This is a genomic window from Streptomyces sp. NPDC050528 (assembly GCF_044457795.1).
In the GTDB taxonomy this organism is placed as follows: Bacteria; Actinomycetota; Actinomycetes; order Streptomycetales; family Streptomycetaceae; genus Streptomyces.
In genome coordinates this window covers 329,010-354,632 of sequence record NZ_JBITHH010000001.1, presented here as the reverse complement: position 1 = coordinate 354,632, position 25,623 = coordinate 329,010, and the positions used below count along the sequence as shown (strand labels likewise).

Below are 25,623 nucleotides of genomic sequence, written 5' to 3'. Positions count from 1 at the left end.
GTGACTGCCTGTGACAGTGGCCTCGTGAGTGAACAACTCCAACAAGGCCACACACGCGAGGCGTTCTACCGGCGCGACCGCAGATCGGTTGCCCTGGCCCGCGAGTTCACCCGGAACACCCTCGCGGACTGGACCATCACCGACCGGACCGACGATGTCCTGCTCTGCGTAAGCGAGTTGGCGACCAACGCGGTCCTCCACGGCGTACCACCGGGCCGGGGCCTCGCCCTGCGCCTGTGCATCCACCTCGACGGAGTCCTCCGCGTCGAGGTCCACGACAGCGGCACCGGCGAACTTCGCAAGGTCAGGACGCCGTACCGGGATCTCCACGCGGAGGACGGCCGCGGCCTGATGCTGGTCTCCGTGCTCGCGGACAAGTGGGGGGTGGGGGAACGGGCGCCGGGGAAGGTGGTGTGGTGCGAGTTCGGGGTGGGTTATGGGTGAGTGTTCGGGAGCTTGACGATGTACTGCTCGTGGCCGGACTCCCGGTACAGATCCAGGGCTTGGCGCGTGGCTGATCGTGTCTTTTCGGTGCGGTCGAGCTGAAGGAGCACGATGCGTATGCCAGCCCGGGCCAGGGCCTCTCCATGCCAGTCGCGGAAAGAGAGATACCAGTTCAATGCCCGGATGTGGGCTCCGAGCGCCTCGTCATGCAGCCCCAACTTATGCCAGGTCCACCCCAAGTTGTTCCAGGTGTTGGCCCGGTAGTGCCAGTCGCCGGATTCGGCGCACAGCCCCAGAACATGGACGAAAGCTGCGACGGCTTCCTCATGTCGGCCCAGCCTGAGAAGGGTGACGCCAAGACCGTTGCGGGCCGTTGTCTCGCCTTTCTTGTCACCGAGTTCCACGTGGATGGCCAGGGCTTCTTCGAAGACGTCGTGTGCCTCTTCCGCGCGACCAGCCTCAGCCAGTGCGGCGCCGAGATTCATGCGCACCCTGGATGTCTGCCGGACCAAGCCGATCTCGGCGGCGATCCGCGCGCTGCGGGTATGGGCGTCGATCGCGTCGTCATACCGTCCGAGTTGCCGCAGCGTGAGTCCGATGTGGTCCCACACCATGGCCTGTCCCTCGGCGTCACAAGACTCCTCGGACAACCGCAGGGCTCTGCGCTGGACGGTCTCGGCCTCCTCGAACCGCCGCAGATGGAGCAGGGCTCCACCGTGAGCACTGGACGCCTTAGCCTCGGCCCAGGGGTCGTGGACCCGACGGGCGGCTTCATATGCGGCCTTCGTCACGGTGGCCCAGTCGTCGAAGGCGCGTCGAAAGATGAGGTAGCTATCCAGGTTCAGGGCGATCGAAAGAGAGCCGGGTCGCCCGTTGTCCTTGCGGTCGGGCCAGTGGGCGATCTCCAGCAGCCCCGTACACTCGGAGTCGAGCCATTTCAGGGCGAGTTCGCGTGTGTTGAAGCCATCTGGGCGCACCTCTTCAGGAATCTCCTCGACGTGAGCCTTGGCGGATATGAGCAGGTGGCCGTAGAACTCCAGCAGCCTTCTCCGGGCCTCGGCCACTTCCTCGTGCACCCCAGGATCCTCGACGGCGACGAGGCGGGCGTAGACCCGTACGAGGTCATGCATCACCCAGCGCTCACCACCTGGGAGTGCGGTGAGGAGCGAGACGGCGGCCAGTTCGTCGAGGAGTGGTTCCAGGCACTCCGGTTCCAACGAGGTCAAGCTGATCGCGGCCCCGACCCAGATGCTGTCCCCCGGCGCCTGCCCCAACAGCCGGAAAACCCGGGCCAGTTCAGGCTCCAGCCGCGCATACATCACGTCGAACACGGGCCGCAGACTCAGTTCCTTGCCGTACTGATCAACCCCCTTCGCCCGCAACGCCCGCACCCGATCCTCGGCCGCCCGCAACTCAACGACCAGCGTGGAAACCGGCCGCTGTCGACGCCGCCGCAGCAGCGCCGAGACGATCAGCAGAGCGAGCGGCAAGTGACCGCACAGCTCGGCGAGTTGCCGTACAGCCTCCGGCTCATCCGCAACCCGACGATCCCCGGGGTCGGACAGCCGTAGCGACCGTTCGATCAAGTCCCGCGACGCGTCCGGCGACAGCCCGTCCACCCTGAACTGCCGTACCGGAAGCGAGTCCTGGACCTCCCGAGACGTCACCAGAACCCGGTGCCCGCCCCCTTCCCCCGGCAGCAGTGGAACGATCTGAGCCGGGTCGGAGGCGTTGTCCAGAAGGATCAGCACAGGCTCACGGGAACTCAACTCGCCCCGATATCGCGCGTACTGCTCATCAGCCGTAGGCGGCAGATCCGCATCCCCCACCCCCAGCGCCCGCAACAACGCCAGCACCGCCTGATCCGCAGTTACCGGAACGTCGTCGTACCCCCGCAGATCGACGAACAACGCACCCCCGGAAAACCACCCCCGCCCCCGCGCCGCATGCGCAACACACAACGCCAGCGCGGTCTTTCCGACACCGCCGAGACCCGAGACCGCAGAGATGACGACGGACTCGGAGCCACCACCGACCCCCGGATCGAGCGCACTCAGCAACTCGGCCACCTCGTCCTCACGACCGGTGAAGACGGCGGGCGCGGCCGGCAGCGCGGACAGTGCCGTGGGGGAGGGCGCCGCACGTGGGGACTCCGATTTCCCCGTCACGGGACCGTGGAACGTACCGCCCCGAAAGTCGAAGTAATCCCCGTCGCCCACTCGTCCCGCCCACCGCTCGTCCCCACGCAGCACCACCCACTGCCGTATCCCATAGTGCCCGCGATGTCAGTGGGGCGTCCTAGGGTCAACAGACACAGGCAGGGCGGCTGTTCGCGGCGGAAAGGGGCGGCACGTGGGGGACGGCATTCAGTGGCTGGTGGGTGCTACGACGAGTTCCGGGTGGATGCTGGACGTCCACTTCGCCCGCGGTATCGGCGCAGAGGAACTGGCGCTCCGCCTCGGCGCACCACCCGGGGCGAGGGCCGAACCGATGACCGACGCCGAACTGGCCGATCTCGACATCGATGCCTACCCCGACCGCGGGCCGGGCAGCGCCGTGATCCGCGTCGGCGAGGACGCCGGCTGGGCGTTCGCCCTCACGTACGGTCCCTACGTCGAGCGGCTGGCGGAGGTCTCACGGGACGGCGTCGAAGCGGTCCACTACCACTACAACTCGGAGCACCCGCCCACGATCGTCCTGTATGCGCGCAACGGCCGCACCGTCTGCGGATTCGGGCTGTGCGAAGAACGCCGCCGCTACGGGCACGAACCCGACCTGCTCCTGCCCGACCTCGTCGCCGCCGGGATCCTGCACCCGGACGGAGAGACCTACCGCGCTCCAGGCATCGGTATCGGCATCGACGACTACTGCGCCCGCAAGCGCCTCGGCCTGGCCGTCTTCGAGGACCGCTTCGGCCTCTCCCTGCCCCGCTCCGTACTCGCCGAAGACCCCCTCCCGGTGTACGCGATCATGGGTTCACCGGCCCCCGACTTCGAAGAGATCTCCACGTGGGCCGCAGCCAACGAGCAACCCTTGCCCGACCCACACCTGCGCCTGATCCCGGCCGGCCTGCGCAACGACTACGAACGGGCCACCGACCCCCAGTGGTGGGAGCGCCGAACACGCCCCCTCACCGGAGGCGTCGGCCTCGGCAGGTTACACACCCTCGGGGTCCTGAAGAACCCGGACGGCGAGACGGAGGGGTGACGGACCAACGCGACGGGGACGGCCCTGGACGCACCTCAACTGCCCTTGCCCGCACGGGGATCGCCGCTCCGCATGGCCGCGTGTACGAGCTTCGTCGCATCCCTCGCCGAACCAACCCGCCCAGTGGGAGCCCCCATGCATGAACTCACCCGCCCCCAAGCCCGCCGCATCGCCGTCCAGGCCCAGCTCCTCGACGCCCACCGCCCCACCGAACTCCACGCCGTCGTACGCCAGTTGACCCTGCTCCAGATCGACCCCACCGCCGCGATCGCCCCCAACGCCGACCTGGTCGCCTGGAGTCGCCTCGGTTCGTCGTACGCGCCGGATGAGCTGACGGCGGCACTCAAGGACCGGACCCTCCTCGAACTCCGCGCGATGATCCGCCCGAGCGAGGACCTGGCGCTGTACCGCGCCGACATGGCCGTATGGGAAAGGGAATCGAAGCACTACCGCGAGTGGGTCGCCGCCAACGACGTGTGCAGGCGGGACATTCTGGAGCGGCTCGGCGGTCAAGGGCCGCTCACCTCACGGGAGTTGCCCGACACGTGCGCGGTGCCGTGGAAGTCGTCGGGGTGGACGCACAACCGGAACGTCAGTCAGCTGCTGGAGCTGATGGTGTTGCGGGGGGAGGTCGCCATCGCGGGGCGCGCGGGGCGGGAGCGGTTGTGGGACCTGGCCGCACGCGTCTACCCGGACGAACCCGCCGTGCCGGTCGACGAAGCGCGCCGGCGACGGAACGAACGGCGGCTGCGCGCCCTCGGTATCGCCCGCGCCACCGGCACCGCCCTCCCGGTCGAACCCGCCGTCGTCGGCGACGCCGGTGAACCGGCCGTCGTGGAAGGGGTGAAGGGGGAGTGGCGCGTCGATCCGGCCTACCTGGAGCGGCCGTTCAGCGGGCGGGTCGCACTGCTCTCGCCCTTCGACCGGTTGATTCACGACCGGAAGCGCACCACCGAACTCTTCGGCTACGACTACCAGTTGGAGATGTACAAGCCGGCCGAGAAGCGCCGCTGGGGTTACTTCGCGCTGCCGATTCTCTACGGCGATCAGCTCGTCGGAAAGCTCGACGCCACCGCCGACCGCAAGGCCGGCGTGCTCCTGGTGAACGCCGTCCATCAGGACGTGGAGTTCAGCAGGAGCATCGCCGATGCCGTGGACGCCGAGATCGAGGATCTGGCGCTGTGGCTGGGCCTCAGGCGCTCTTGATCGCCGAGATGTCGAAGTTCAGCTTGATCTTCTCGGAGACGAGGACGCCACCGGTCTCCAGCGCCGCGTTCCAGGTGAGGCCGAACTCGGAGCGCAGGATCTCGGCCTTGCCCTCGAAGCCGACGCGCTCGTTGCCGAACGGGTCCTTCGCCGCGCCGTTGAACTCCAGGTCGATGGTGATCGGCTTGGTGGTGCCGAGGATCTCCAGGTCACCGGTGATGCGGTAGTCGTCGCCACCGAGGGACTCGGCGGAGGTGGAGCGGAAGGTCATCGTGGGGAACTCGTCCGTCTTGAAGAAGTCCGCGCTCTTGAGGTGACCGTCACGGTCCGGCGAGCCGGTGTCGATGCTGTCCATCTTGACGTCGAGGGACGCGGTGGACTTGGCCGGGTCGGTGCCGTCCAGGTGCAGCGTGCCGGTGAAGTCGAGGAACTTGCCCTTGACGTTGGTGACCATCGCGTGGCGGGCGGTGAAGCCGAGCGTGGTGTGCGCCGGGTCGATCGTGTAGTCGCCGGTCAGCGCGGCCAGGTCAGGGTTGACGGCGGCGGGGGCCGAGGTGGTGGTGTCGGTCTCGTCGCTCTTGCGGCCGAAGATGCCCATGACGTGCTCCTAAAAATGGGGACGGGAGTGTGCGGGGGTGGTACGGGGTGAAGCGGAGTGGTGCGGGGGTTGAATCTGTTGAACGTTCAACGATGCCAACACGAAGGACCGTAGACCTATTCCATTCAATTTTCAACATCATCCGCAGGGTGTTGCGCCAACTACTACGAGTACGCTCTCCCGGCAGTCCCGGCAACGCGAGAACCACTCCGCGCATCACTCCAGCGATGGCATCCGCCGCACGTGAATGTGAGGTGGCTCTCAGCTGTCGGGTTTGTGTAACCCCTACAACCGGCATGCCTCGTGAGCAGTCGGAACGGCTGCATGCCGGTGAGGTTCTGTTCAGTGGCACCAGGAAAACGGTCCGGAGACTGTGCAGAGTCGACGGCGCCCTTTCCTTGGACTCCTTCGTAGGGTCAGTACATGACCGTTTTGGATGAGGCGCCGGGTGAGCCGACGGACGCGCGCGGGCGAGTGGCCGAACTGCACGAGATCCGTGCGCGGGCACTGGCCGGCCCGAGCGAGAAGGCGACCGAGGCGCAGCACGCCAAGGGGAAGCTGACCGGTCGGGAGCGCATCGACCTGCTCCTCGACCCCGGGTCCTTCCGCGAGGTCGAGCAGCTGCGCCGGCACCGTGCCGTGGGCTTCGGCCTGGAGGCCAAGAAGCCGTACACCGACGGTGTCATCACCGGCTGGGGCACGGTCGAGGGCCGCACGGTCTTCGTCTACGCGCACGACTTCCGTATCTTCGGCGGCGCGCTGGGCGAGGCCCACGCCACGAAGATCCACAAGATCATGGACATGGCCATCGCGGCCGGCGCGCCGCTGGTGTCGCTCAACGACGGCGCCGGTGCCCGTATCCAGGAGGGCGTCTCCGCCCTCGCCGGCTACGGCGGCATCTTCCAGCGCAACACCAAGGCGTCCGGTGTCATCCCGCAGATCAGCGTGATGCTCGGCCCGTGCGCGGGCGGCGCGGCCTACAGCCCCGCCCTCACGGACTTCGTCTTCATGGTCCGCGAGACCTCGCAGATGTTCATCACCGGTCCGGACGTCGTCAAGGCGGTCACCGGCGAGGAGATCTCGCAGAACGGGCTCGGCGGTGCCGACGTCCACGCGGAGACCTCCGGCGTCTGCCACTTCGCGTACGACGACGAGGAGACCTGCCTCGCCGAGGTGCGCTACCTCCTGTCGATGCTCCCGCAGAACAACCGCGAGAACCCGCCCCGCGCCGAGTCGAGCGACGAGGCCGAGCGCCGCTCGGAGATCCTGCTGGACCTGGTTCCGGCCGACGGCAACCGGCCGTACGACATGACCAAGGTCATCGAGGAGATCGTCGACGACGGCGACTACCTCGAAGTCCACGAGCGCTGGGCCCGCAACATCATCTGCGCGCTGGCCCGCCTCGACGGCCAGGTCGTCGGCATCGTCGCCAACCAGCCGCAGACCCTCGCCGGCGTCCTGGACATCGAGGCGAGCGAAAAAGCTGCGCGCTTTGTCCAGATGTGTGACGCTTTTAACATTCCGATCGTTACGTTCCTGGACGTTCCGGGATTCCTTCCCGGCGTCGACCAGGAACACGGCGGAATCATCCGGCACGGAGCGAAGCTGCTCTACGCGTACTGCAACGCCACCGTGCCGAGGATTTCGCTCATCCTGCGCAAGGCGTACGGAGGTGCCTACATCGTCATGGACAGCCAGTCCATCGGCGCCGACCTCACCTACGCCTGGCCCACCAACGAGATCGCCGTGATGGGCGCCGAAGGTGCCGCCAACGTCATCTTCCGCCGCCAGATCGCCGACGCCGAGGACCCCGAGGCGATGCGGACGCGCATGGTCAAGGAGTACAAGTCCGAGCTGATGCACCCGTATTACGCGGCTGAGCGCGGACTCGTCGACGACGTCATCGACCCCGCCGAGACCCGCGAAGTACTCATCAGGTCGCTCGCGATGCTGCACACCAAGCACGCGGACCTGCCCTCGCGCAAGCACGGCAACCCCCCGCAGTAACCCAGCGGACCCTCCGCGCTACCCGTGCGGAAACCTCAGCCACGGAGACTGAACCTATGAGCACCCCTGACATTCGTGTCGAGAAGGGCCACGCCGAGCCCGAGGAAGTTGCCGCGATCACGGCGATCCTGCTGGCTCGTGCGGCGGCTGCGCCTGCCGATGCCCCGACCCACCGTCCGCTTCCCAAGGCCGGCTGGCGTCGGCTGGAGCGCGAGGGCGGGTTCCGCGCTCCGCATAGCTGGCACTGAGGCTTTTAGCGCGTTCACTGCGGCCCCACTCTTCTTCGGGAGGGTGGGGCCGTTGGCGTTTGCAGGTCAGTTGATGGTGAGGTCCTTGACTGGAAGGTCGAGGGTGGTGATGCGGGCGCCGTCGGGAGATCGGCAGGTCACAATGGTCAGCGAGTCGAGGGAACTGAGGTCGCGGTAGGTGCGGGAGTCCCCAGGTACGACGCAGCCAAGAAGCGTGAGCCTCCTCAATTTGGAGGGAAGCGGCTCACGTGCTGTCAGCCACTCCAGCAAGGACATGCAGCTGAGGCGGAGGTCTAGGAGCCTGGGCATGGCGGTGACGCTGCTCAGGCCACGCGGCGTACATGTGTCCGCGGTCCCCAGGAGAAGGCTTGTGACATCGGGGAGGTTTCTCAAAAAGGTCAGTTCGCTGGTCTCGCTCAGCTCGTTGAGGCTCAACCAGGCCGTCGTCGGCCCAAGACGCAGACTGTCGAGGTCGGTCGTGCCCCGGTGGTCGAGCGCGAAGTAGAGGAGCTTCCCCAAGTTCTCCATAGATTCCAGGCCGTGCAGCTTTCCTTGCCCAAAGACCGTGAGCATCAGCAGCTGTGAGTGGGCCGTCAGTACTGAGAGGTCTCCGGGGCCGCTGAGGTTGTAGATCGACAGACACTGCAGGGGCGGGAGTTGGTCCAGTGCAGCGAGCGTTGGGAACGGGTAATAGATCGACAGCGTTGTGATGGACTTCAACCGAGTCGCTGCGCGCCACTGCTGGGAGTGAGAGAGACGCACTTCGTGTCCTTCCAGCGGCAGCCCAGCCAATACTTCCTCGCCGTAAGCGTCCGCGTCGAAGTATGCCCAGGCATCAATGAAGGCTTCGATGACGCGGCGGCGCCGGTCCTCCGCGTACCCCACCATCAACGCCAACGCCTCCTCACCCCCGATCATCGCCACGGTCCGCACCGTCTGCACGGCGGCTTTCTCCGTCAACTCGCCCAGCGAACGCGGCAGGCGCCGCAGCAAGCTCGTCCCCACCGCCGCCAGAGCCGGCGCATCTGTAGGCCGCCGAGCCGGAAGCAGCGCAGCCACCGCCCCATCCAGCCGCCTCGCCAGCCCCTCCGAAACCGTCGGCAACGTCTCCTGACAAGAAGCCGCGAGCAACCGCAGCCCCCGCGCATACCGGGGTTCCGCCTCCGCCCGATCCAGAATCCCGTCCAACAACTCCTGCCGCTGACGGGAGTTGGCATGCCCCGCAGCCATGATGATCGTCTCGCGCCACAGGTCCAGGTGGGCCCGCCCGACCAGATTCCCGATCCGGTCCTCCTCCGTCGCCTCCTCCGCTGCCAGGTACTCCTGGAAGGTCCGGTGGACGAAGTCCAGGCGCCCCTCGACGGGGGAGCGGAGGATCCCGGAGCGGTCCCGCAACTGCTCCAGAACGCCGTGGCCGTCCTGTACCTCCAGGTGCCGCATCGCCGAAAGCTTGCCCGCGACATGGACGGCAGCCTGATCCAGGGCGATCTCGCTGCGGTTGTTGTCCGAGAGACGCCAGGCCAGATCCCGCAGCACGACCAGCTTGTCGCCGAGGCTGAGCTTGCTGTCCAGCGCGCTCGGGACGTTCCGGTCGGCGTCTCGGTCGTGGACCAGGGTATGGAGCGCGTTCCGGTACAACTCCATCCGGTCCCGGGGGAGTTGGCTACCCCGGTTCAGATGCATCGCGCACAGCATCGCCGCCAGCAACGGCGTCCCCGCCAGGGACTGGAGATGCGCACGATCCTTGAGGCTGTTCAGCAAGGACTGCTCGTAGCGCGGCAACTCGTCGACACCGCACGGAAGTTCGTCCCCCAGCTCCCGCACCGCCTCGTGCCACTGCCGTACGAACGCGGCCAGGTCAGGCGGTGTCATCCGGTCCAAGTGCAGCGCGGTGAAGTCCTCCCGGCGCAGCCAGTCCGCCCCGGCGGCGGTCGGACGCGAGGTCACGACGACCCGTATGCCGCCGTAGGCCCCAAGAAGCTTGCGGAGCCAGTCACGCACCGACCGGCGTTCCGAGCCGAGCAGCTCGTCCACTCCGTCCACCAGCAACAGGACCTTGTTGTCCCGCAGTTGGCGCTCCACCCACCCCCTGGGCATGATCCCGGTGATGTTCCCGGCGACACCGTCCAGCAGCTCCTCGGGCTTCTTGGGGAGCGAACGGCCGCTGTACTCACGGAGCTTGACGAAGACCGGCGTCAGGCCGTTCCAGTCGGCCAGTTCCGCGGTGAAGGCGCCCCGCGCCGCCGTGATCGCCAGCCAGCGCAGCAGTGTCGTCTTGCCGGAGCCCGCCTCGCCGCGCAGGAGCACCCTGGACGCCCCGCCCAGCGCCGACTCCACCCGCATCCCGGAACTCTCCGTCCCGGACTCCTCCCAGCCGCTCAGGTCCGGCCTGAGGGGTAGTGCGCGGACGGAACGGCGGCGGGTTCCGTCGTCCCCCGTGGCGCGCAGGCTGACGTAGGCCACGGACAGTCGTACCTGCGCGGCGGCGCGGTCGGATGTGCGGCGGAAGAGTTCCACCTCGTCGAGGGTGTTGCTGACCAGCTCCATGTACCAGCGGCGGAACTGGTGGTCCTGATCCGTGCCGTCGGGGGCGAACAGGGAGCGGTCGGGGAGGCGTTCGAGGACGCGGGCGACCCGGTCGCTCAACGAGCTGGTGCGGGCCAGGAGTTCGGCCAGGGTGCGCTCCTCGAAGACCGGGAGGGTGCGCACGATGCTGACGTAGTACTCGCAGCACTCGCTGAAGAGGAGGTCGTAGAGGCGGGTCTCGGGTTCGTTCAGGCCTATCGGTGGGCTTACCGATGCCGTGATGCGGCGGATCAGTTCGGCCGGTTGTGCGTCCGCCGCCAGGATCGCCTCGTCGGACAGGTCGGCGCGCTCGAACGTGTCGCACACCCCGTTGAGCGCCGCCTCGCGGCCGCTCTCGTCCAGGCCGCGGAACTCCTGGGCCAGGAACGGCTCGATCCGCGCGGCCACCGTGTCGGCCATCTCCTCGAACTGGCGCTGGACGCTGCGCTGTTGGCGCAGGCCCGGCAGCCGTCGTCGTACGAGATCGTCCATCGGGAGCCGGCGTTCCTGCTCCTGCCGCTTGCCGCCCAGCCATGTCTGCGCCGCCGCCTTCACCACGGTCGTCCCCAGGCGTAGTGCAGCCGCCTCCGCGCTCATCGTGTCCCCCTTGCCGAACCGAAGAGCGTTCATTGTGGCAGGGGGGTACGACAAAGGGGCCTACTCCAGGCGGAGTTGGCCCCTTGGCGTGGTAATGCCGCGTACTACCGGAGGCGGGCCATCAGCGCGTGCTCCACCAGCGTGATCAGAGCCGACTTCGCGTCCGCGCGGTGGCGGGCGTCCGTCGTGATGATCGGGGTGTCCGGGCCGATCTGCAGGGCCTCGCGGACCTCGTCCGGGTTGTACGGCTGCTGGCCGTCGAAGCCGTTCAGGGCGATGACGAAGGGCAGGCCGCTGTTCTCGAAGTAGTCGACCGCGGGGAAGCAGTCGGCGAGACGGCGGGTGTCCACGAGCACGATCGCGCCGATCGCGCCGCGCACCAGGTCGTCCCACATGAACCAGAAGCGGTCCTGGCCCGGCGTACCGAAGAGGTACAGGATCAGGTCCTGGTCCAGGGTGATACGGCCGAAGTCCATCGCGACCGTCGTGGTCGTCTTGTCTCCGGTGTGGGTGAGGTCGTCGATGCCCGCGGACGCGGACGTCATCACAGCCTCGGTACGCAGCGGGTTGATCTCCGAGACGGCCCCGACGAACGTGGTCTTGCCCACGCCGAAGCCACCCGCCACCACGATCTTCGCCGAGGTGGTGGAGCGGGAAGGCCCTCCGCTAGAGCTTGCGAAGTCCACTGAGCACCCTTTCGAGCAGTGTCACATCTGGCTGGCCGCCGGCGTTCTCGTCGCCGCCGGGTTGATGGATGGCGACCAGGCCCGCCTCCGCCAAGTCGGCGACGAGGATCCTGGCCACACCGAGAGGGATCGTCAGGAGGGCCGAGATCTCGGCCACCGACTTGATCTCCCGGCAGAGGTTGCAGATCCGCTGATGCTCGGGCAACTGGCCCTGCATCTGGTGCGGCTGCGCGGTGGTGTGCACCAGCGCCTCGATGGCGAGCTGGTAGCGGGGGCGGGTCCGGCCGCCGGTCATGGCGTACGGACGCACCAAGGGGTTGCTCGACGACCCGGCGGGTGCCGACTCGGGTGAGCGTCGATGCGGCTGCACGGGCTGGATGCGCGGCGCCGGCGGCTGGTCGTACGGCGACGGACCGGGACCCTGTGGGCCCTGCGGGTACTGCGGGCGGCGCGGGGACGGCGAGGAGGGGAAGTTGTACCGGTTCTGGGAACCGTCGCCCTGCCCCTGGCCGGGGCCGTACGACCAGTTGCCCGAAGACGAACCGCCTGGGGGTGTTGCCACTTTCTCCTCCTCCGACTGTGCCGGGCACCCATCAATGTGGAGCCGCGTCCCGAAACCTTATGGCCTCAGGACGCCAAAACGCACCGTCCGTCTGTTAGTTGAGAAGGCTCCCCTGGAGCTCTGCTCGAAGGTCCGGGGTCAGGACCGTACCGGCACGGTCCACCAGAAGGGCCATCTCGTACCCAATGAGGCCGATGTCCGCCTCGGGGTGCGCGAGAACCGCGAGCGAGGAACCATCGGATACGGACATGATGAAGAGGAATCCCCGCTCCATCTCCACAACCGTCTGATTCACGCTGCCGCCCTCGAAGATGCGCGAGGCACCGGCGGTCAGTGAGGTAAGACCCGACGCTACGGCCGCCAACTGGTCGGCACGGTCACGCGGGAACCCTTCGGACATCGCCAGAAGGAGTCCGTCGGCGGAGACCACCACGGTGTGGGACACCCCCGGGGTGTTGTCCACGAAGTTGGTGATCAACCAGTTCAGGTTCTGCGCCGCCTGGCTCATCGGGCTCACACTAACGCTCCTGGTTGTAGGTGCTGTCAGAGCCGAAGCCCTGACCGTTCGTTTCACTGCCTTCGCTGCGTCCCCGCTGGACCCCGCGGCGCAGGTTGCTCAGCCTGCCCCGGATGTCCTCGGGAGCGCGGGAGACCTGGGGGCCGCCCTGCGGGGTGCTCTCGGCGGTGCCCTCGACCAGGTTGGCCTTGGGTACCCGCCGCGGCAGGCCGGAGGAGGTGACCCCGCCCGCCTTCGGCTTCTTCAGCGCCGACGCCTGCTGCCAGCGCTCGTCGTTCGCCGACTGCCAGTCCGTCGTGCCCGTACTGCCGTTGGCACTCGCGGTACCGAAGATATCGACCTTGCTGCTCTCCGGTGCGGAGGGCGACGAGGCGGGCTGCGAACCGTTGCTGCCGTTCGCGGCCGAACCGCGGCGCGGCAGTCCGGCGTCGGTCAGCGCGTGGACGGCGGAGGGAGCCGGTCCCGGACGCTCGAAGCCTACGTGGTCCCGCTCACTCACGTCAGCGGCCTGCGTGGACTCCGCTTCCGGAGCGTACTGGTCCGGGTACCCGTTGCGGTAACCGTCCTGCTGGGGCCAGTCGTCCTGGTAGGACGGCTCTTCGAAGCCCGAGAACGTCTCCGACCCGTTGGGGTGCGCCGACGCGTGCTCCTCCTGCACCGGCTCCGCGTAACCCGGCTCCGGGTAACCGCCGTTCGACGGGAAGGAGTCGGGGAACGAGTCGGTCCCCGGTGCCCCGCCGTTCGGCGGGAAGTACTGCTCCTCGTACGAGGGCTGGCGCGGCTCGTCGTACGACGTCTGCTGCTGCTCCTCGTACGCCGGCTGACCGGTGAAGCCGGTCGGCTGGTCCTGGTAGCCCTGCTGTCCGTTGCCGTACGGCTGCTGCTGCGGGGCGTCGAACTCGTTGAACTCCGCGTACTCGCCCGCTTCCAGCTCCTGGCCCGGCTTCTGGGACTCCAGGGCCGCGCGGCGCTCCTCGCGCATCAGCGAGCGGCCCACCGGGTCCAGCTCGCGGATGTCGTCCGGAACCTCGGAGTAGCGGGTGTCGTCGAAGCCGAGCTCGGCCGCGGTGCGCATCGGGGCGTGGTTGAAGTCCTCGCCCTGGAACTGCTGCTGCGGCTGCTCCGGCATGATCTGCGAGACGGTGAACTCGTCGCGCTGGAGCTGCGATTCGCCACCGCCACCGTGCGTGATCGCGTCCGGCAGCATGACCAGCGAGGTCGTGCCGGCCTGCTCGCCCGAGGGGCGGAGCTGGACGCGGATGCCGTGCCGGTCGGACAGCCGGCCGACCACGAACAGGCCCATGCGCTGGGAGATCGCGACGTCCACGGTCGGCGGGTTGGCCAGCTTGTGGTTGATGTCCGCGAAGTCCTCGGCGGTGAGGCCGATGCCCTTGTCGTGGATCTCGATCATCACGCGGCCGTCGGGGAGACGGGTCGCGGTGACGCGGACCTTGGTCTGGGGGGAGGAGAACGTCGTCGCGTTCTCCAGCAGCTCGGCGAGCAGGTGCACGAGGTCGGTCACCGCGCGGCCGTGGATCTCGGCCTCCGGGACGCCCGACAGCTCGATGCGCTCGTACTGCTCCACCTCGGAGGAGGCGGCGCGCAGCACGTCGACCAGCGGGACCGGCTGGTCCCAGCGACGGCCGGGCTCCTCGCCGGCGAGGACCAGGAGGTTCTCGCCGTTGCGGCGCATACGGGTCGCGAGGTGGTCCAGGCGGAAGAGGTTCTCCAGCTGGTCCGGGTCGGCCTCGTTGTTCTCCAGGTCGGTGATGAGGGTCAACTGGCCCTCGATCAGCGACTGGTTGCGGCGCGACAGGTTGGTGAAGATCGCGTTGATGTTGCCCCGCAGGAGGGCCTGCTCGGCGGCCAGTCGTACGGCTTCGCGGTGGACCTGGTCGAAAGCTCTGGCGACTTCGCCGATCTCGTCGGTCGTGGTGATCGGGATCGGGGAGATCCGGGTGTCCACGCGTCCGGGGTCGGTGCGCGAGAGCTGGTCGACCAGCATCGGCAGGCGCTGCTCGGCGATGCCGAAGGCCGCGTTGCGCAGCTGGCGCATCGCGCGGCTCATCTGGCGGGCGACGGCACCGGCCAGGATGAAGGCGAGGAGCAGGGCGACGACGACGGCGGCACCGGTGATGATGGCGTCGCGCTTGGCGGTGTTGGCGATGTCGGACGCCTCGCTCACCGCGGTGTCGGCCTTGTCCTCCTCGATCTTGCGGTAGGCCTCGTACTTGAGGGTCGTACCCGCCCACCAGTTCTGCGCGGTGATGCCCTTCGTGGCGAGCACCGCACGCGCCGAGGGGTCGGTGGTCTGCAGCTGCGACATCGCCGTGATCATGTCGATCGGGTTGGCGGGCGGCGGCACATACGTCTCGTTGGCGGCCTTCGCCTGCGCGGCGGCCTGCTTGACCATGGCCGCGCCGTCGGTCTTGACCTTCGCCAGGGCCGTGTTCAGCCGCGTGATGTCCGCGTCGGTACCACCGGCCTGGTACTCCTGGATGGCGATGCCCTCCAGGTACGCGTACGAGGTGATCGCGGTGCGCTGGGTGGCGAGGCTGCCCTCGCCGGGGCCGGGCTTCACCAGCAGGTGCATGCCGATGGAGCGCTCCAGGGAGAGCGCGCCCTTGGCGAGTGCGATGGCGTAGACCGAGCGGCCGTAGCTGGTGATGTTGCCGGTGCCCAGGCCCAGTTCGTTCGAGAACTCAAGGAGCGGGTGCTCCAGGTTGACGTAGGCCTCTTCGGTCTGCACACCCGTGAACTTGGTGGTGTACGCGGCGGCCCGGATGGACGTCAGCTGCGGTTCGACCTTGCGGAAGCGGCTGAGCCGGCGTTCCAGGCCCGACTGGTCCGGCATGTTCTGCGCGGCCTTGTCGAAGGTGTCCGCGGCGTCGTCCGTGGCCTTGCGGGCGGCGACGACCGTCGGGTCCTTCACGCCCTTGCCCAGCAGCAGGGGCGCGGCGGTCACGTCACGCTCGTTGGTGATCGCGTTGCTGTAGGTCAGGGCAGCCTGTACCAGGCGGGCGGTCTTCTCCGCGTCCTCGGCGTTCTGCCAGGTGTCGATCGAGTTCTTCACCTGGAAGCCGCCCATGACGAGGCCGACCACCACGGGTATGAGCAGAATCGCGTTCAGCCTGGTCGGCACCCGCCAGTTGCGGGGGGAGAAACGGCCGCCGCTCGGAGCGGGTGGCGCCGTGGGCTCCGAGCCTGGCACAGGGGCGGGCGCCGCTCCGCGCGGCGGCGGGGTGAAGTTGCCCCGGGCCGACGGCTCGGGACCGTTCTTGCTTCGCCTCACTCGACCAACAACCTTCCGGCGGTCGGCACCTATCGTCGTGCCGCAGTGTCTCAAGCCCGTCAACGGCCCCTGCTTATCAGTACGTCGTTGACTATTGGGCAGTTCACGCATTCCAGCACGTCAGCATGCGCGATTCCAAACAGTCGGAACCGCGGATTCCGAGTGATGTAAGCCCCAGATAAAACGGTCATAAAGAGCGAGCCCCGTCAAAAGACGGGGCTTTGTTAGCGCAGTGGCACCGGATGACCGCGACGCGTTGCGGTACCACCCGATTCCTCTGCCGAAACGTTATGAACACCGGGGCCGACCGTGTCAAAGGCCACAGCCGGCTCCGGGGTGTCTACGACAACTGCCGTATGGCGCTGCCGACTTGAGCACTGCATTCAGGGCCGCCGCGTGCTACCGCAGCCGGGCCATGAGCGCGTGCTCGACCAGCGTGATCAGCGCACTCTTGGCGTCCGAGCGGTGCCGGGCGTCCGTCGTGATGATCGGTGCGTCCGGACCGATCTGCAGCGCCTCGCGCACCTCTTCCGGCGAGTACGGCTGGTGCCCGTCGAAGCCGTTGAGGGCGATGACGAAGGGCAGCCCGCTGTTCTCGAAGTAGTCGACCGCGGGGAAGCAGTCGGCCAGCCGGCGGGTGTCGACCAGGACCACGGCGCCGATCGCGCCGCGCACCAGGTCGTCCCACATGAACCAGAAGCGGTCCTGACCCGGCGTACCGAAGAGGTACAGGATCAGGTCCTGGTCCAGGGTGATGCGTCCGAAGTCCATGGCCACCGTGGTGGTGGTCTTGTCCCCGGTGTGGGTGAGGTCGTCGATGCCCGCGGACGCGGACGTCATGACGGCCTCCGTGCGCAGCGGGTTGATCTCCGAGACGGCACCCACGAACGTGGTCTTGCCGACGCCGAAGCCACCCGCCACCACGATCTTCGCGGAGGTGGTCGCCCGCCCTCCGTCAGAGCTTGCGAAGTCCACTGAGCACCCTTTCGAGCAGCGTCACGTCCGGTGCGCCGCCGTTGTTCTCGTCGCCGCCCGGCTGGTGGATGGCCACCAGACCGGCCTCGGCGAGGTCCGCGACGAGGATCCTGGCCACACCGAGGGGCATGGCGAGGAGTGCCGACACCTCCGCGACCGACTTGACCTCGCGGCACAGGTGGCAGATGCGCTGGTGCTCAGGGAGCAGTCCCATCAGCGCTGCCGGGTCGGCCGTGGTGCTGATCAGCGCCTCGATGGCGAGCTGGTAGCGCGGCCGGGTCCGGCCGCCGGTCATCGCGTAAGGACGTACCAGCGGCTGGTCGCCCTCGTCCCCGTACGGCTCGGCGTACGGATCATGAGAGGCGGTGGGCGGGGTCATGAATCCTCCGGGCGGGACAGCAAGTCGGTCGGGCTAGCCGTCTGACAGGGCCGGTGGGGGGATTGTGGCGGCCGGACGGTGATTTGGTGAGACGGGTGGTGCCGGGGCCGGTCAGTGAAGCAGACTGCCCTGGAGTTCGGCGCGCAGGTCCGGTGTGAGGACCGCCCCCGCACGGTCGACGAGCAGTGCCATCTCGTAGCCGACGAGGCCGATGTCGCACTCGGGGTGCGCGAGCACCGCCAGGGACGAGCCGTCCGAGACGGACATGAGGAAGAGGAATCCCCGCTCCATCTCCACGACCGTCTGTGCCACGTCGCCGCCCTCGAAGATCCGGGATGCCCCGGCCGTCAGCGAGGTCAGCCCGGAGGCCACGGCCGCGAGCTGGTCGGCGCGGTCGCGCGGGAACCCTTCCGACATGGCCAGAAGGAGTCCGTCGGCAGACACGACGACGGTGTGGGACACACCCGGGGTGTTGTCCACAAAGTTGGTTATCAACCAGTTGAGGTTCTGTGCCGCCTGGCTCATCTGGCTCAACTAACGCTCCTGCTGGTGAGTGGGGCTGGGGAAGCTGCCGGTCTGGCCGGTACCCGTACCGGCCTGTCGACCCTGTGCGATGCCCCGACGGAGATTGGTCAGCCGGCCACGTACGTCGTCAGGCGCACGGGAGACCTGCGGACCGGTTTGGTGCTGTTGCTGCTGAGCCGTGCCCGGGACGAGGTTCGCCCTGGGCACCCGGCGCGGCAGGCCGGAAGTGGTGACGCCGCCCGCGGCCGGTTGCCGTACACGCTCTGCCTGCCGAACGAGGTCGTCGTTCGGCGAGCTGCGCCAGGTACCGCCCGTGGGACGTTGAGGGGGTGTCGCCGGAGCCGACGGTGCCTGCGGCTGCGGGGCGGGAGCGGAGCCGTTGCTCAAGGAGCCGTTGCTCTGCTGCTGTTCCGCCTGCTGACCGTGGAACCAGTTGGTCTCCAGCGTGTCGTACAGCGGCGTCCTGCCGTCACCGGGACCCGTGGCAGGCGGCAACGCCTCGGGCTCCTGGCGGGTGGGACGCTGCGGGGCGGGCGGCCGCTGGGCGCCGAGGTCGGCGCCGTTGCGGTTCCCGTTGACCTGCGGCCGCTCGAACTGCCCGGTGTTCGCGGGGTTCTGACGGTTCGGCAGATTGTGCTGACCGGTGGAGCCGTTGTCAAAGCCGGGTGTCGCGAACTGGCCCGTGGAGCCGGCGTCGTACGCCTGCGGGACGGCGAACTGTCCCGTGTTGGCCGGGTTCGACGGGTTGTTGGCCGGGCTGTTCGGGGCGCCGAAGACGTCCGAGCGGACGAACTGGCCGCCGTTCTGCGGGGAGTTGGCGCCGGGACGCGGGGCGTCGAAGTCCGGCCGCGGGAACGAACCCGTGTCCTGCGGTCCGCCCGCACCGGGGCGCGGGAACTGCCCCGAGTCCTGCGAGCCGTTCGCGCCCTGGCGGGGGAACTGCCCGGTGTTCTGCGACCCGTTGGCGCCGGGACGCGGGAACTGGCCCGTGTTCTGCTGCCCGTTGGTGCCCGGGCGCGGGAACTGACCGCTGTCCTGGGCGTCGAACCGCGGTATCGCCGGCATCTCCGTCGTGGCCGCGGGGCCCTGGTGGTCGTCGATGCGCGGCATCCGCGAGGTCTGCTCGGCGTCCCGCTCGTCGTGACCGCGCGGGGCGTCGAGGTTGCCGCGGCCCAGCGGGGGCTGCGCGTTCTCGTCGCTCCAGCTGGGGCGCTGGTTGTTGTTGCCGCCGGGCAGTTCGGCCCGGGCACCACCGCGCGGCGGGAGCTGCGGCTGACGGCCCCGACGCCGGCCACCACCGCGGGGCGGCTCGGGCTCGTCGTTGCTCGTGCGCTGCGGGGGCACCGGGTTGCCCTGCGGCGGGGGTCCGCCGAAGGCGTCCTGGCGACCGTCGCCGAAGCCCTGCGGGGCACCGGGACCGGCGGCCTGCAGACCCTGCGGGGCACTCGGGGCCTGGCCGAAGAGACCGGCACCGGAACCCGCGGTCGGACGGCCCTGCGGCGCCGAGGGACCCTGGGGCCCACGCGCACCGCCCGGACCACCGGGACCGCCGGGTCCACCCGGACGTCCGCCGCCCGCACCGGGCAGCGCGGCCCGCGGGCCCTGACCGGCACCGACCTGGCCGCGCGGAGCGGCCCCGGCACCGAGAAGTCCACCGTTGCCTGCGGGCGCACCCGCGCCGAGCGCGGAGCCCTGCTGGCCGTTGCCCCGGCGGGCCGCACCGGCACCGGCCGCGGCAGCCGCCGCGGCGGAACCGACGGCGGCCTGACCGGGCTTGCCCGGAGCGGGCTTCTTGCCGCCCTGGGCGACGTCGACGGGGAGCATGACCAGCGCGGTCGTACCACCGGAGTCGGACGGACGCAGCTGGATGCGGATGCCGTGGCGCTGCGAGAGGCGGCCGACCACGAACAGACCCATGCGGCGGGAGACCGAGACGTCCACGGTGGGCGGCGAGGCGAGCCGCTCGTTGATCGCCGCGAGGTCCTCGGGGGAGAGGCCGATACCGGTGTCGTGGATCTCGATCAGCACGCGGCCGTCGGGCAGCGCGTGACCGGTGACCTTGACCTTGGTCTGCGGCGAGGAGAAGGAGGTCGCGTTCTCCAGCAGCTCGGCGAGGAGGTGCACGAGGTCGTTGACCACACGGCCGGCGACTTCGGTGGTCGGCACGGAGGAGAGCTCGATGCGCTCGTACTGCTCCACCTCGGAGGCGGCGGCGCGGAGCACGTCGACCAGCGGGACCGGACGGGTCCAGCGGCGGCCGGGCTCTTCACCGGCGAGGACCAGGAGGTTCTCACCGTTACGGCGCATGCGGGTCGCGAGGTGGTCGAGCTTGAAGAGCGAGGACAGCTGGTCCGGGTCGGCCTCGCGGGACTCCAGCTCGGAGATGAGCGAGAGCTGACGCTGGATGAGGCCCTGGGAGCGGCGCGAGAGGTTGGTGAACATCGCGTTGACGTTGCCTCGCAGGAGGGCCTGCTCGGCGGCGAGGCGGACGGCCTCGCGGTGCACGTCGTCGAAGGCCGCGGCCACCTGGCCGATCTCGTCCCGGGAGTGCACACCGACCGACTCCACGGACGTGTCGACGTCCTGCGGGTCGGACTCGGACAGCTGCTTGACCAGCTCGGGCAGCCGGTCCTGGGCGACCTTGTTGGCGGTCTCCTGGAGGCGGCGCAGCGAGCGGATCATGGACCGGGCGATGACGAAGGCGCCGACGAGGGAGACACCGAGCACGAGCAGGATCAGCGCACCGGAGATGATCGCCTCGCGCTCGGAGGCGGAGCGCAGCTCGCGGGCCTTCTGCTCCATGTCCTCGAGGAGCGTGTGCTCGATCTTCTTCATCTGCTCGATCTTGGTCGAGCTGTCGTCCACCCAGTCCTTGTAGGACCGCTTGTCCAGCGAGGCCAGGCCGTTCTGGTTGTCGAGGACACGCTGGGCGTAGGTGTCGGCCGACTCGATGGTCGGGTTACCGTCCTCGATGGGCGCGATGAGGTCCTCGGCGCCCTGGTTGCCGTAGATGTTGCGGAAGATGCTCAGTTCCGACTTCTCGCTCTCCAGGGCGGAGTCGGCGTAGAGCCGGTCGTTCGGGGAGAGGGTGCCCAGCTCCGTGTTGTTGTTCGGCAGGGCCGCCGCGATCACGGCCCGCTGCACGGAGGAGAACTCCTTGGCGGCGGAGAAGGCCGCCAGGGCGCGGGTGCGCTGGATCATCTCCGGGTTGCTGGTCGCCTCGGCCATGTCCTGCGACAGGTCCAGCAGCTGGCTGATCAGCCGGTGGTAGGCGTCGACCGTCTGTGTCGAGTTGCCCTTCGACTGGTACGCCGACTTGCGGATCTTGTCGAGGTTGTCCAACTCGGTCGCGAGACCGACCAGGCTCTCCCGGACGCCCTGGAGCTGGCCGGACTTGCTGGCGCTGTCCACCTCTTCCGAGGCGTTGATGAAGTTGTCGCGGGCGCGGTCGGTCTTCTCCTCGTACCCCTTGACCTCGTAGTCGGTGGCCTTGCCACCGTGCGAGAGGGGACCGGCCGACTGGTCGCGCTCCTCCTGGAGCGCGGTGGCCAGCTCGGTGGCCTGCTTGGTCATGTCCGTCAGCAGCTTCATGTTGTCGAGCTGCTGGATGTCGGTCATGGAGTCGCTGATGCGCAGCGCGCCCAGCGAGGTGGCCGCGACCACCGGAAGCGCGAGCAGCGAGACCAGGCGCGTGGAGATGCGCCAGTTACGCAGAGCGACGCGCGATCCGGGTCCTGGCGCGCCCGACGGCGGCTTCACCGGGGGCGCGGGGGTCGGGGCTGCGGACACACCGGGGCGCCCGGGGCCTCCACCGTCGCCTGACGGTGCCGGGCCCGGGTTCTGGGCGTGCTGGGGCGAGGAGCTGCCGGTCTTGGGGCCAGCCCCGCCATGCGGCTCCGGCTCCGCCGAAGCACTGCCATCCCTCTTGAAACGTCCCTGCACTAGCGTCGCAACCTCTGGACCAGGCGCCCCTCCGCGCGAACGGAAGGACGGTGTCGGCGTCTTAGGGAGCGCCCTGAACGCGCCCCCCAGTGTGTGGTCGTGAGTGACCGGCGCTGCTCCCCCTTCCGCCGCCCCTGGCGCTGCGTTGCGCCCTCTGCGCGCCGGGCTGATTCTGCGGCGGTCCGTGGAATTCCAGCACAGTGCCGGATCTCCAACAAGGCCCGTAGGCCAGGCTGTGACCTGTGTGACACCGCGTGAGGGGTGCGTCACGAGACGTAGAAAGCTATTCACTCCAAAGGGGGCATATCCCTACGACCCCTGAGGGCATGGTGGGTGCCCAAGTCGCCATGATCAGGAGCGGAATGACAGCTTCAGGGGGTCAATGTCCGTTTCGTTGAGGTGAGTTGGGGGTCCGAATTGGACGCTTTGCCCATGCGGCCGTGAGCAAACTCACATGCAGATCAGGGGCTCTTCGCGTCTTCGGACGGGAATTGGATGTTTAGCCTGACGCTTTACATGAGGGCACATACTGCCAACCATCCACCCACGGACGACGAGGGTCGAGTACAACAGTGAAGACCACGATGATGTTCCGCAACATTGCCAACCCGCGACGCACGACGCTGGCGCACCTCACGGACGCCGAGCCGCTGCAGACGCCGGAGCTGCAGGAACACTCGCTCGACCTGCCGGCCCAGACCGCCAACCCGCGCCGGACGATCCTCATGGAGATCCCGGTCACCGCCGCCGCGGAGTAATCGCGCGAGCAGGGGTCCCGCACCGCGTTAGCCTGGAGCGTCAGACTCCAGCCAGCTCAGTGAGGGGCGCCAGGATCCCGTGCGCATCGCCAGATTCTCCATCGACGGGAACGTCGCCTTCGGCGCGGTCGAGGGCGACAAGCCGGACGAGCTCGTCCTCGACATCATCAAGGGCATCCCGTTCGCGGACTTCGAGCTCTCCGGTACGAAGGTCCCGCTCAGCAAGGTCAGGCTGCTGCCGCCGGTCCTCCCGAACAAGGTCGTCGCCTACGGCCGCAACTACGCCGAGCACGCCCGGGAATTGGGCAACGAGGTGCCGGACGTCCCCTTCGCCTTCTTCAAGCCCTCCACCTCGGTGATCGGCCCCGGCGACGACATCCAGTACCCCTCCTTCACCGAGGACCTCCACCACGAGGCCGAACTGGCCGTCGTCATCGGCCGGATGTGCCGCGAGGTCCCGCGCGAGCGCGTCAAGGACGTCATCCTCGGCTACACCTGCGCCAACGACATCACCGCGCGGGACGTCCAGAAGCGCGAGAAGCAGTGGGCCCGGGCCAAGGGCTTCGACACCTCCTGCCCGCTCGGCCCCTGGGTGGAGACGGACCTCGACCCGAGCGACCTCACCATCCAGCTCACCGTCAACGGACAGCAGCGACAGCTCGGCCGCACCAGCGAGATGATCCACTCGATCGAGGATCTGATCGTCAACATCACCGAGGCCATGACGCTGCTCCCCGGCGACGTGATCCTCACGGGCACCCCGGCAGGCGTCGGACCGCTCACCGTCGGCGACGAGGTCGCCGTCTCCATCGAAGGCATCGGCACTCTCACCAACAAGGTTGTCAAGCGTGGCTAGCGCACCCGTACGCGTCCGTTTCTGCCCCTCGCCGACCGGTAACCCGCACGTGGGCCTGGTCCGCACCGCCCTGTTCAACTGGGCGTTCGCCCGACACCACCAGGGCACGCTGGTCTTCCGCATCGAGGACACCGACGCGGCCCGCGACTCCGAGGAGTCCTACGGCCAACTCCTCGACGCCATGCGCTGGTTGGGCTTCGACTGGGACGAGGGCCCCGAGGTCGGCGGCCCGCACGCGCCGTACCGCCAGTCGCAGCGGATGGACCTCTACAAGGACGTCGCGCAGAAGCTCCAGGACGCCGGCCGCGCCTACCCCTGCTACTGCTCCACGGAGGAGCTGGACGCCCGCCGCGACGCCGCCCGCGCCGCCGGCCGCCCGTCCGGCTACGACGGCCACTGCCGAGACCTCACGGACGAGCAGAAGGCCGCCTACGTGGCCGAGGGCCGCACGCCGATCATCCGCTTCCGGATGCCCGACGAGACGATCACCTTCACGGACCTGGTCCGCGGCGAGCTGACGTTCACCGCGGAGAACGTGCCGGACTACGGCATCGTCCGCGCCAACGGCGCCCCGCTGTACACGCTGGTCAACCCGGTCGACGACGCCCTGATGGAGATCACCCACGTCCTGCGCGGCGAGGACCTGCTCTCCTCCACCCCGCGCCAGATCGCCCTCTACAAGGCGCTGATCGACCTGGGCATCGCCAAGGAGATCCCCTCCTTCGGCCACCTGCCGTACGTGATGGGCGAGGGCAACAAGAAGCTCTCCAAGCGCGACCCGGAGTCCTCGCTCAACCTCTACAGGGAGCGCGGTTTCCTCCCCGAGGGGCTGCTCAACTACCTTTCCCTGCTGGGCTGGTCGCTCGCCGCCGACCGGGACGTCTTCTCGATGGACGAGATGGTCGCGGCCTTCGAGGTCTCCGACGTGAACCCGAACCCGGCGCGCTTCGACCTGAAGAAGTGCGAGGCGATCAACGCCGACCACATCCGCCTGCTCGACGTGAAGGACTTCACCGAGCGCTGCACCCCGTGGCTGAAGGCCCCCTTCGCCCCCTGGGCGCCGGAGGACTTCGACGAGGCCAAGTGGCAGGCGGTCGCGCCGCACGCGCAGACCCGCCTGAAGGTGCTCTCCGAGATCACGGACAACGTCGACTTCCTGTTCCTCGCCGAGCCGGTCGAGGACGAGGCGTCCTGGGCGAAGGCCATGAAGGAGGGCTCCGACGCCCTTCTCCGCACGGCCCGCGAGAAGCTGGAGTCCGCGGACTGGACCTCGCCCGAGTCCCTCAAGGAGGCCGTCCTGGCCGCCGGTGAGGCCCACGGCCTCAAGCTCGGCAAGGCGCAGGCCCCGGTCCGTGTCGCCGTCACCGGCCGCACGATCGGCCTGCCGCTCTTCGAGTCCCTGGAGATCCTGGGCAAGGAGAAGACCCTCGCCCGGATCGACGCGGCCCTCGCCAAGCTGGCCGCGTAAGGCACGCACGCGTGAAGGGGCGGCAGCCGCAACGGCCTGCCGTCCCTTCGGCGTTGTCAGTGCGGGGCGTTAGGGTTCCGGATCATTGAAGATCGTTCAGGAGAGGCGCCTTTCATGCCGATGACCGCTCGTGACTACGCCTGGCTGTTCACGCCGGGCAGCGAGTTCAGGGAGGACGAGACCGGCACGGTCGGCGTGATCCACCTCGTCGACGGCGGCCAACTCTGGCTCCCCACCGGCCAGGTGGTGGCCTGCGACCCGTTCGTCGGCCTCGGCCAGGGCGAGGCGGAACCCTTCACGGTCGCCGTACCGCCCGGCCACTACCGAGTCGAAGCGGCCGTCGCCACCCTCACCCAGCCCGACCAACTCCCCTCCGACGACCCGCACTTGCGCGTGGCCGCCGCCCGCCTGGTCATACGGGACGAACCAACCGCCGCCTGGGAACTCGCCCTTCAGCCCGGCCAGGACCTCGCCGAACTCACGGAGGACGAGTTCTACGGCTACGGGGTCGACGCCGGTACGGGCGCGTTCTACGACGCGTCGGTCGACGGCTCCTTCCCGGAGTGCGAGGGCGACGAGGGCCCGCTGTGGGACGCCTTCGAGCAGAACAAGTGGGCCCCGGGACCCCACCTGATCACCGCCCCCGACACCGGGCACAACCTGATCGCCTTCACCTCGGGCTGGGGCGACGGCGCGTATCCCACCTGGATCGGCCGTACGGCGACCGGTGAAGTCACCTGCTTCGTCACGGACTTCTTCGTCGTCCCCGAGTGACGGCGGCCGGGGGCAGA

The 25,623-nt window shown here is 68.7% G+C and carries 20 protein-coding genes; 9 read left to right on the top strand and 11 right to left on the bottom strand.

What is annotated here, in order from left to right; all coding sequences use genetic code 11:
* Positions 1–24 precede the first annotated feature (24 nt).
* The gene (locus ACIBK4_RS01725) at positions 25–444 is read left to right on the top strand and encodes an ATP-binding protein (protein WP_398991110.1); all 420 of its coding nucleotides are present in this window, start codon (positions 25–27) and stop codon (positions 442–444) included.
* On the opposite strand, the gene ACIBK4_RS01720 is transcribed toward ACIBK4_RS01725, so the two are convergent.
* Positions 435–2,612, bottom strand: a complete 2,178-nt coding sequence (locus ACIBK4_RS01720) for a tetratricopeptide repeat protein (protein ID WP_398992901.1) — start codon at positions 2,610–2,612, stop codon at positions 435–437. The two genes, ACIBK4_RS01725 and ACIBK4_RS01720, sit on opposite strands and share 10 nt — an antisense overlap.
* Before the next feature lie 184 nt (positions 2,613–2,796).
* On the opposite strand from ACIBK4_RS01720, the gene ACIBK4_RS01715 reads away from it, so the two are divergent.
* Entirely contained in the window at positions 2,797–3,651 is an 855-nt protein-coding gene (locus tag ACIBK4_RS01715) for a DUF6461 domain-containing protein (protein WP_398991108.1), read from the top strand.
* 135 nt (positions 3,652–3,786) lie between these two features.
* Positions 3,787–4,857: a DNA glycosylase AlkZ-like family protein gene (locus ACIBK4_RS01710; RefSeq protein ID WP_398991106.1), complete on the top strand. Its 1,071-nt coding sequence runs from the start codon at positions 3,787–3,789 to the stop codon at positions 4,855–4,857.
* Here the strand turns inward: ACIBK4_RS01710 and ACIBK4_RS01705 are convergent.
* The gene (locus ACIBK4_RS01705; protein WP_398991104.1) at positions 4,844–5,455 is read right to left on the bottom strand and encodes a YceI family protein; all 612 of its coding nucleotides are present in this window, start codon (positions 5,453–5,455) and stop codon (positions 4,844–4,846) included. The two genes, ACIBK4_RS01710 and ACIBK4_RS01705, sit on opposite strands and share 14 nt — an antisense overlap.
* 423 nt (positions 5,456–5,878) lie before the next feature.
* Here ACIBK4_RS01705 and ACIBK4_RS01700 point away from each other — a divergent pair, with 423 nt between their 5' ends.
* Both ACIBK4_RS01700 and ACIBK4_RS01695 read left to right on the top strand, forming a co-directional pair.
* Complete coding sequence (locus ACIBK4_RS01700) at positions 5,879–7,462, top strand: acyl-CoA carboxylase subunit beta (RefSeq protein WP_366434103.1); 1,584 nt, start codon at positions 5,879–5,881, stop codon at positions 7,460–7,462.
* Between the two features lie 56 nt (positions 7,463–7,518).
* Positions 7,519–7,710, top strand: a complete 192-nt coding sequence (locus tag ACIBK4_RS01695) for an acyl-CoA carboxylase subunit epsilon (protein WP_398991102.1) — start codon at positions 7,519–7,521, stop codon at positions 7,708–7,710.
* 66 nt (positions 7,711–7,776) lie between these two features.
* On the opposite strand, the gene ACIBK4_RS01690 is transcribed toward ACIBK4_RS01695, so the two are convergent.
* From ACIBK4_RS01690 to ACIBK4_RS01650, 9 genes are all read right to left on the bottom strand, one after another.
* Entirely contained in the window at positions 7,777–10,905 is a 3,129-nt protein-coding gene (locus ACIBK4_RS01690) for an NACHT domain-containing protein (protein ID WP_398991101.1), read from the bottom strand.
* A gap of 71 nt (positions 10,906–10,976) precedes the next feature.
* Complete coding sequence (locus tag ACIBK4_RS01685) at positions 10,977–11,558, bottom strand: ATP/GTP-binding protein (RefSeq protein WP_009314218.1); 582 nt, start codon at positions 11,556–11,558, stop codon at positions 10,977–10,979.
* On the bottom strand, positions 11,539–12,120 hold the full coding sequence (locus tag ACIBK4_RS01680; protein ID WP_318019037.1) for a DUF742 domain-containing protein: 582 nt from the start codon (positions 12,118–12,120) through the stop codon (positions 11,539–11,541). The genes ACIBK4_RS01685 and ACIBK4_RS01680 overlap by 20 nt, the downstream gene beginning before the upstream one ends.
* A 94-nt stretch (positions 12,121–12,214) precedes the next feature.
* Positions 12,215–12,628: a roadblock/LC7 domain-containing protein gene (locus ACIBK4_RS01675; protein WP_005479603.1), complete on the bottom strand. Its 414-nt coding sequence runs from the start codon at positions 12,626–12,628 to the stop codon at positions 12,215–12,217.
* 10 nt (positions 12,629–12,638) lie between these two features.
* Positions 12,639–15,929, bottom strand: a complete 3,291-nt coding sequence (locus ACIBK4_RS01670) for a nitrate- and nitrite sensing domain-containing protein (protein ID WP_398991098.1) — start codon at positions 15,927–15,929, stop codon at positions 12,639–12,641.
* Positions 15,930–16,328: 399 nt separating this feature from the next.
* Positions 16,329–16,904, bottom strand: coding sequence for an ATP/GTP-binding protein (locus ACIBK4_RS01665; protein WP_266772908.1), 576 nt, complete (start codon positions 16,902–16,904; stop codon positions 16,329–16,331).
* Positions 16,885–17,283 carry a DUF742 domain-containing protein gene (locus ACIBK4_RS01660; protein WP_019058642.1) on the bottom strand — a complete coding sequence of 133 codons (399 nt, stop codon included), beginning with the start codon at positions 17,281–17,283 and terminating at the stop codon, positions 16,885–16,887. Before ACIBK4_RS01660 ends, ACIBK4_RS01665 begins: the two co-directional genes overlap by 20 nt.
* A gap of 111 nt (positions 17,284–17,394) precedes the next feature.
* Positions 17,395–17,808 carry a roadblock/LC7 domain-containing protein gene (locus tag ACIBK4_RS01655; RefSeq protein ID WP_005479910.1) on the bottom strand — a complete coding sequence of 138 codons (414 nt, stop codon included), beginning with the start codon at positions 17,806–17,808 and terminating at the stop codon, positions 17,395–17,397.
* Between the two features lie 9 nt (positions 17,809–17,817).
* Positions 17,818–21,750 (bottom strand): nitrate- and nitrite sensing domain-containing protein, encoded by a 3,933-nt coding sequence (locus tag ACIBK4_RS01650; protein WP_398991096.1) that lies wholly within the window; start codon positions 21,748–21,750, stop codon positions 17,818–17,820.
* A 572-nt stretch (positions 21,751–22,322) separates the two neighbouring features.
* Between ACIBK4_RS01650 and ACIBK4_RS01645 the strand changes: the two genes are divergently transcribed.
* The 4 genes from ACIBK4_RS01645 to ACIBK4_RS01630 all read left to right on the top strand — a co-directional run bounded on the left by ACIBK4_RS01645 (position 22,323) and on the right by ACIBK4_RS01630 (position 25,606).
* Positions 22,323–22,508, top strand: coding sequence for a hypothetical protein (locus ACIBK4_RS01645; RefSeq protein WP_019058645.1), 186 nt, complete (start codon positions 22,323–22,325; stop codon positions 22,506–22,508).
* Between the two features lie 79 nt (positions 22,509–22,587).
* Entirely contained in the window at positions 22,588–23,364 is a 777-nt protein-coding gene (locus ACIBK4_RS01640; protein ID WP_390156818.1) for a fumarylacetoacetate hydrolase family protein, read from the top strand.
* Entirely contained in the window at positions 23,357–24,832 is a 1,476-nt protein-coding gene (gene gltX, locus ACIBK4_RS01635) for a glutamate--tRNA ligase (RefSeq protein ID WP_398991093.1), read from the top strand. The genes ACIBK4_RS01640 and gltX overlap by 8 nt, the downstream gene beginning before the upstream one ends.
* A gap of 114 nt (positions 24,833–24,946) precedes the next feature.
* Entirely contained in the window at positions 24,947–25,606 is a 660-nt protein-coding gene (locus ACIBK4_RS01630; RefSeq protein ID WP_398991091.1) for a DUF4241 domain-containing protein, read from the top strand.
* The last annotated feature ends 17 nt before the right edge of the window (positions 25,607–25,623 follow it).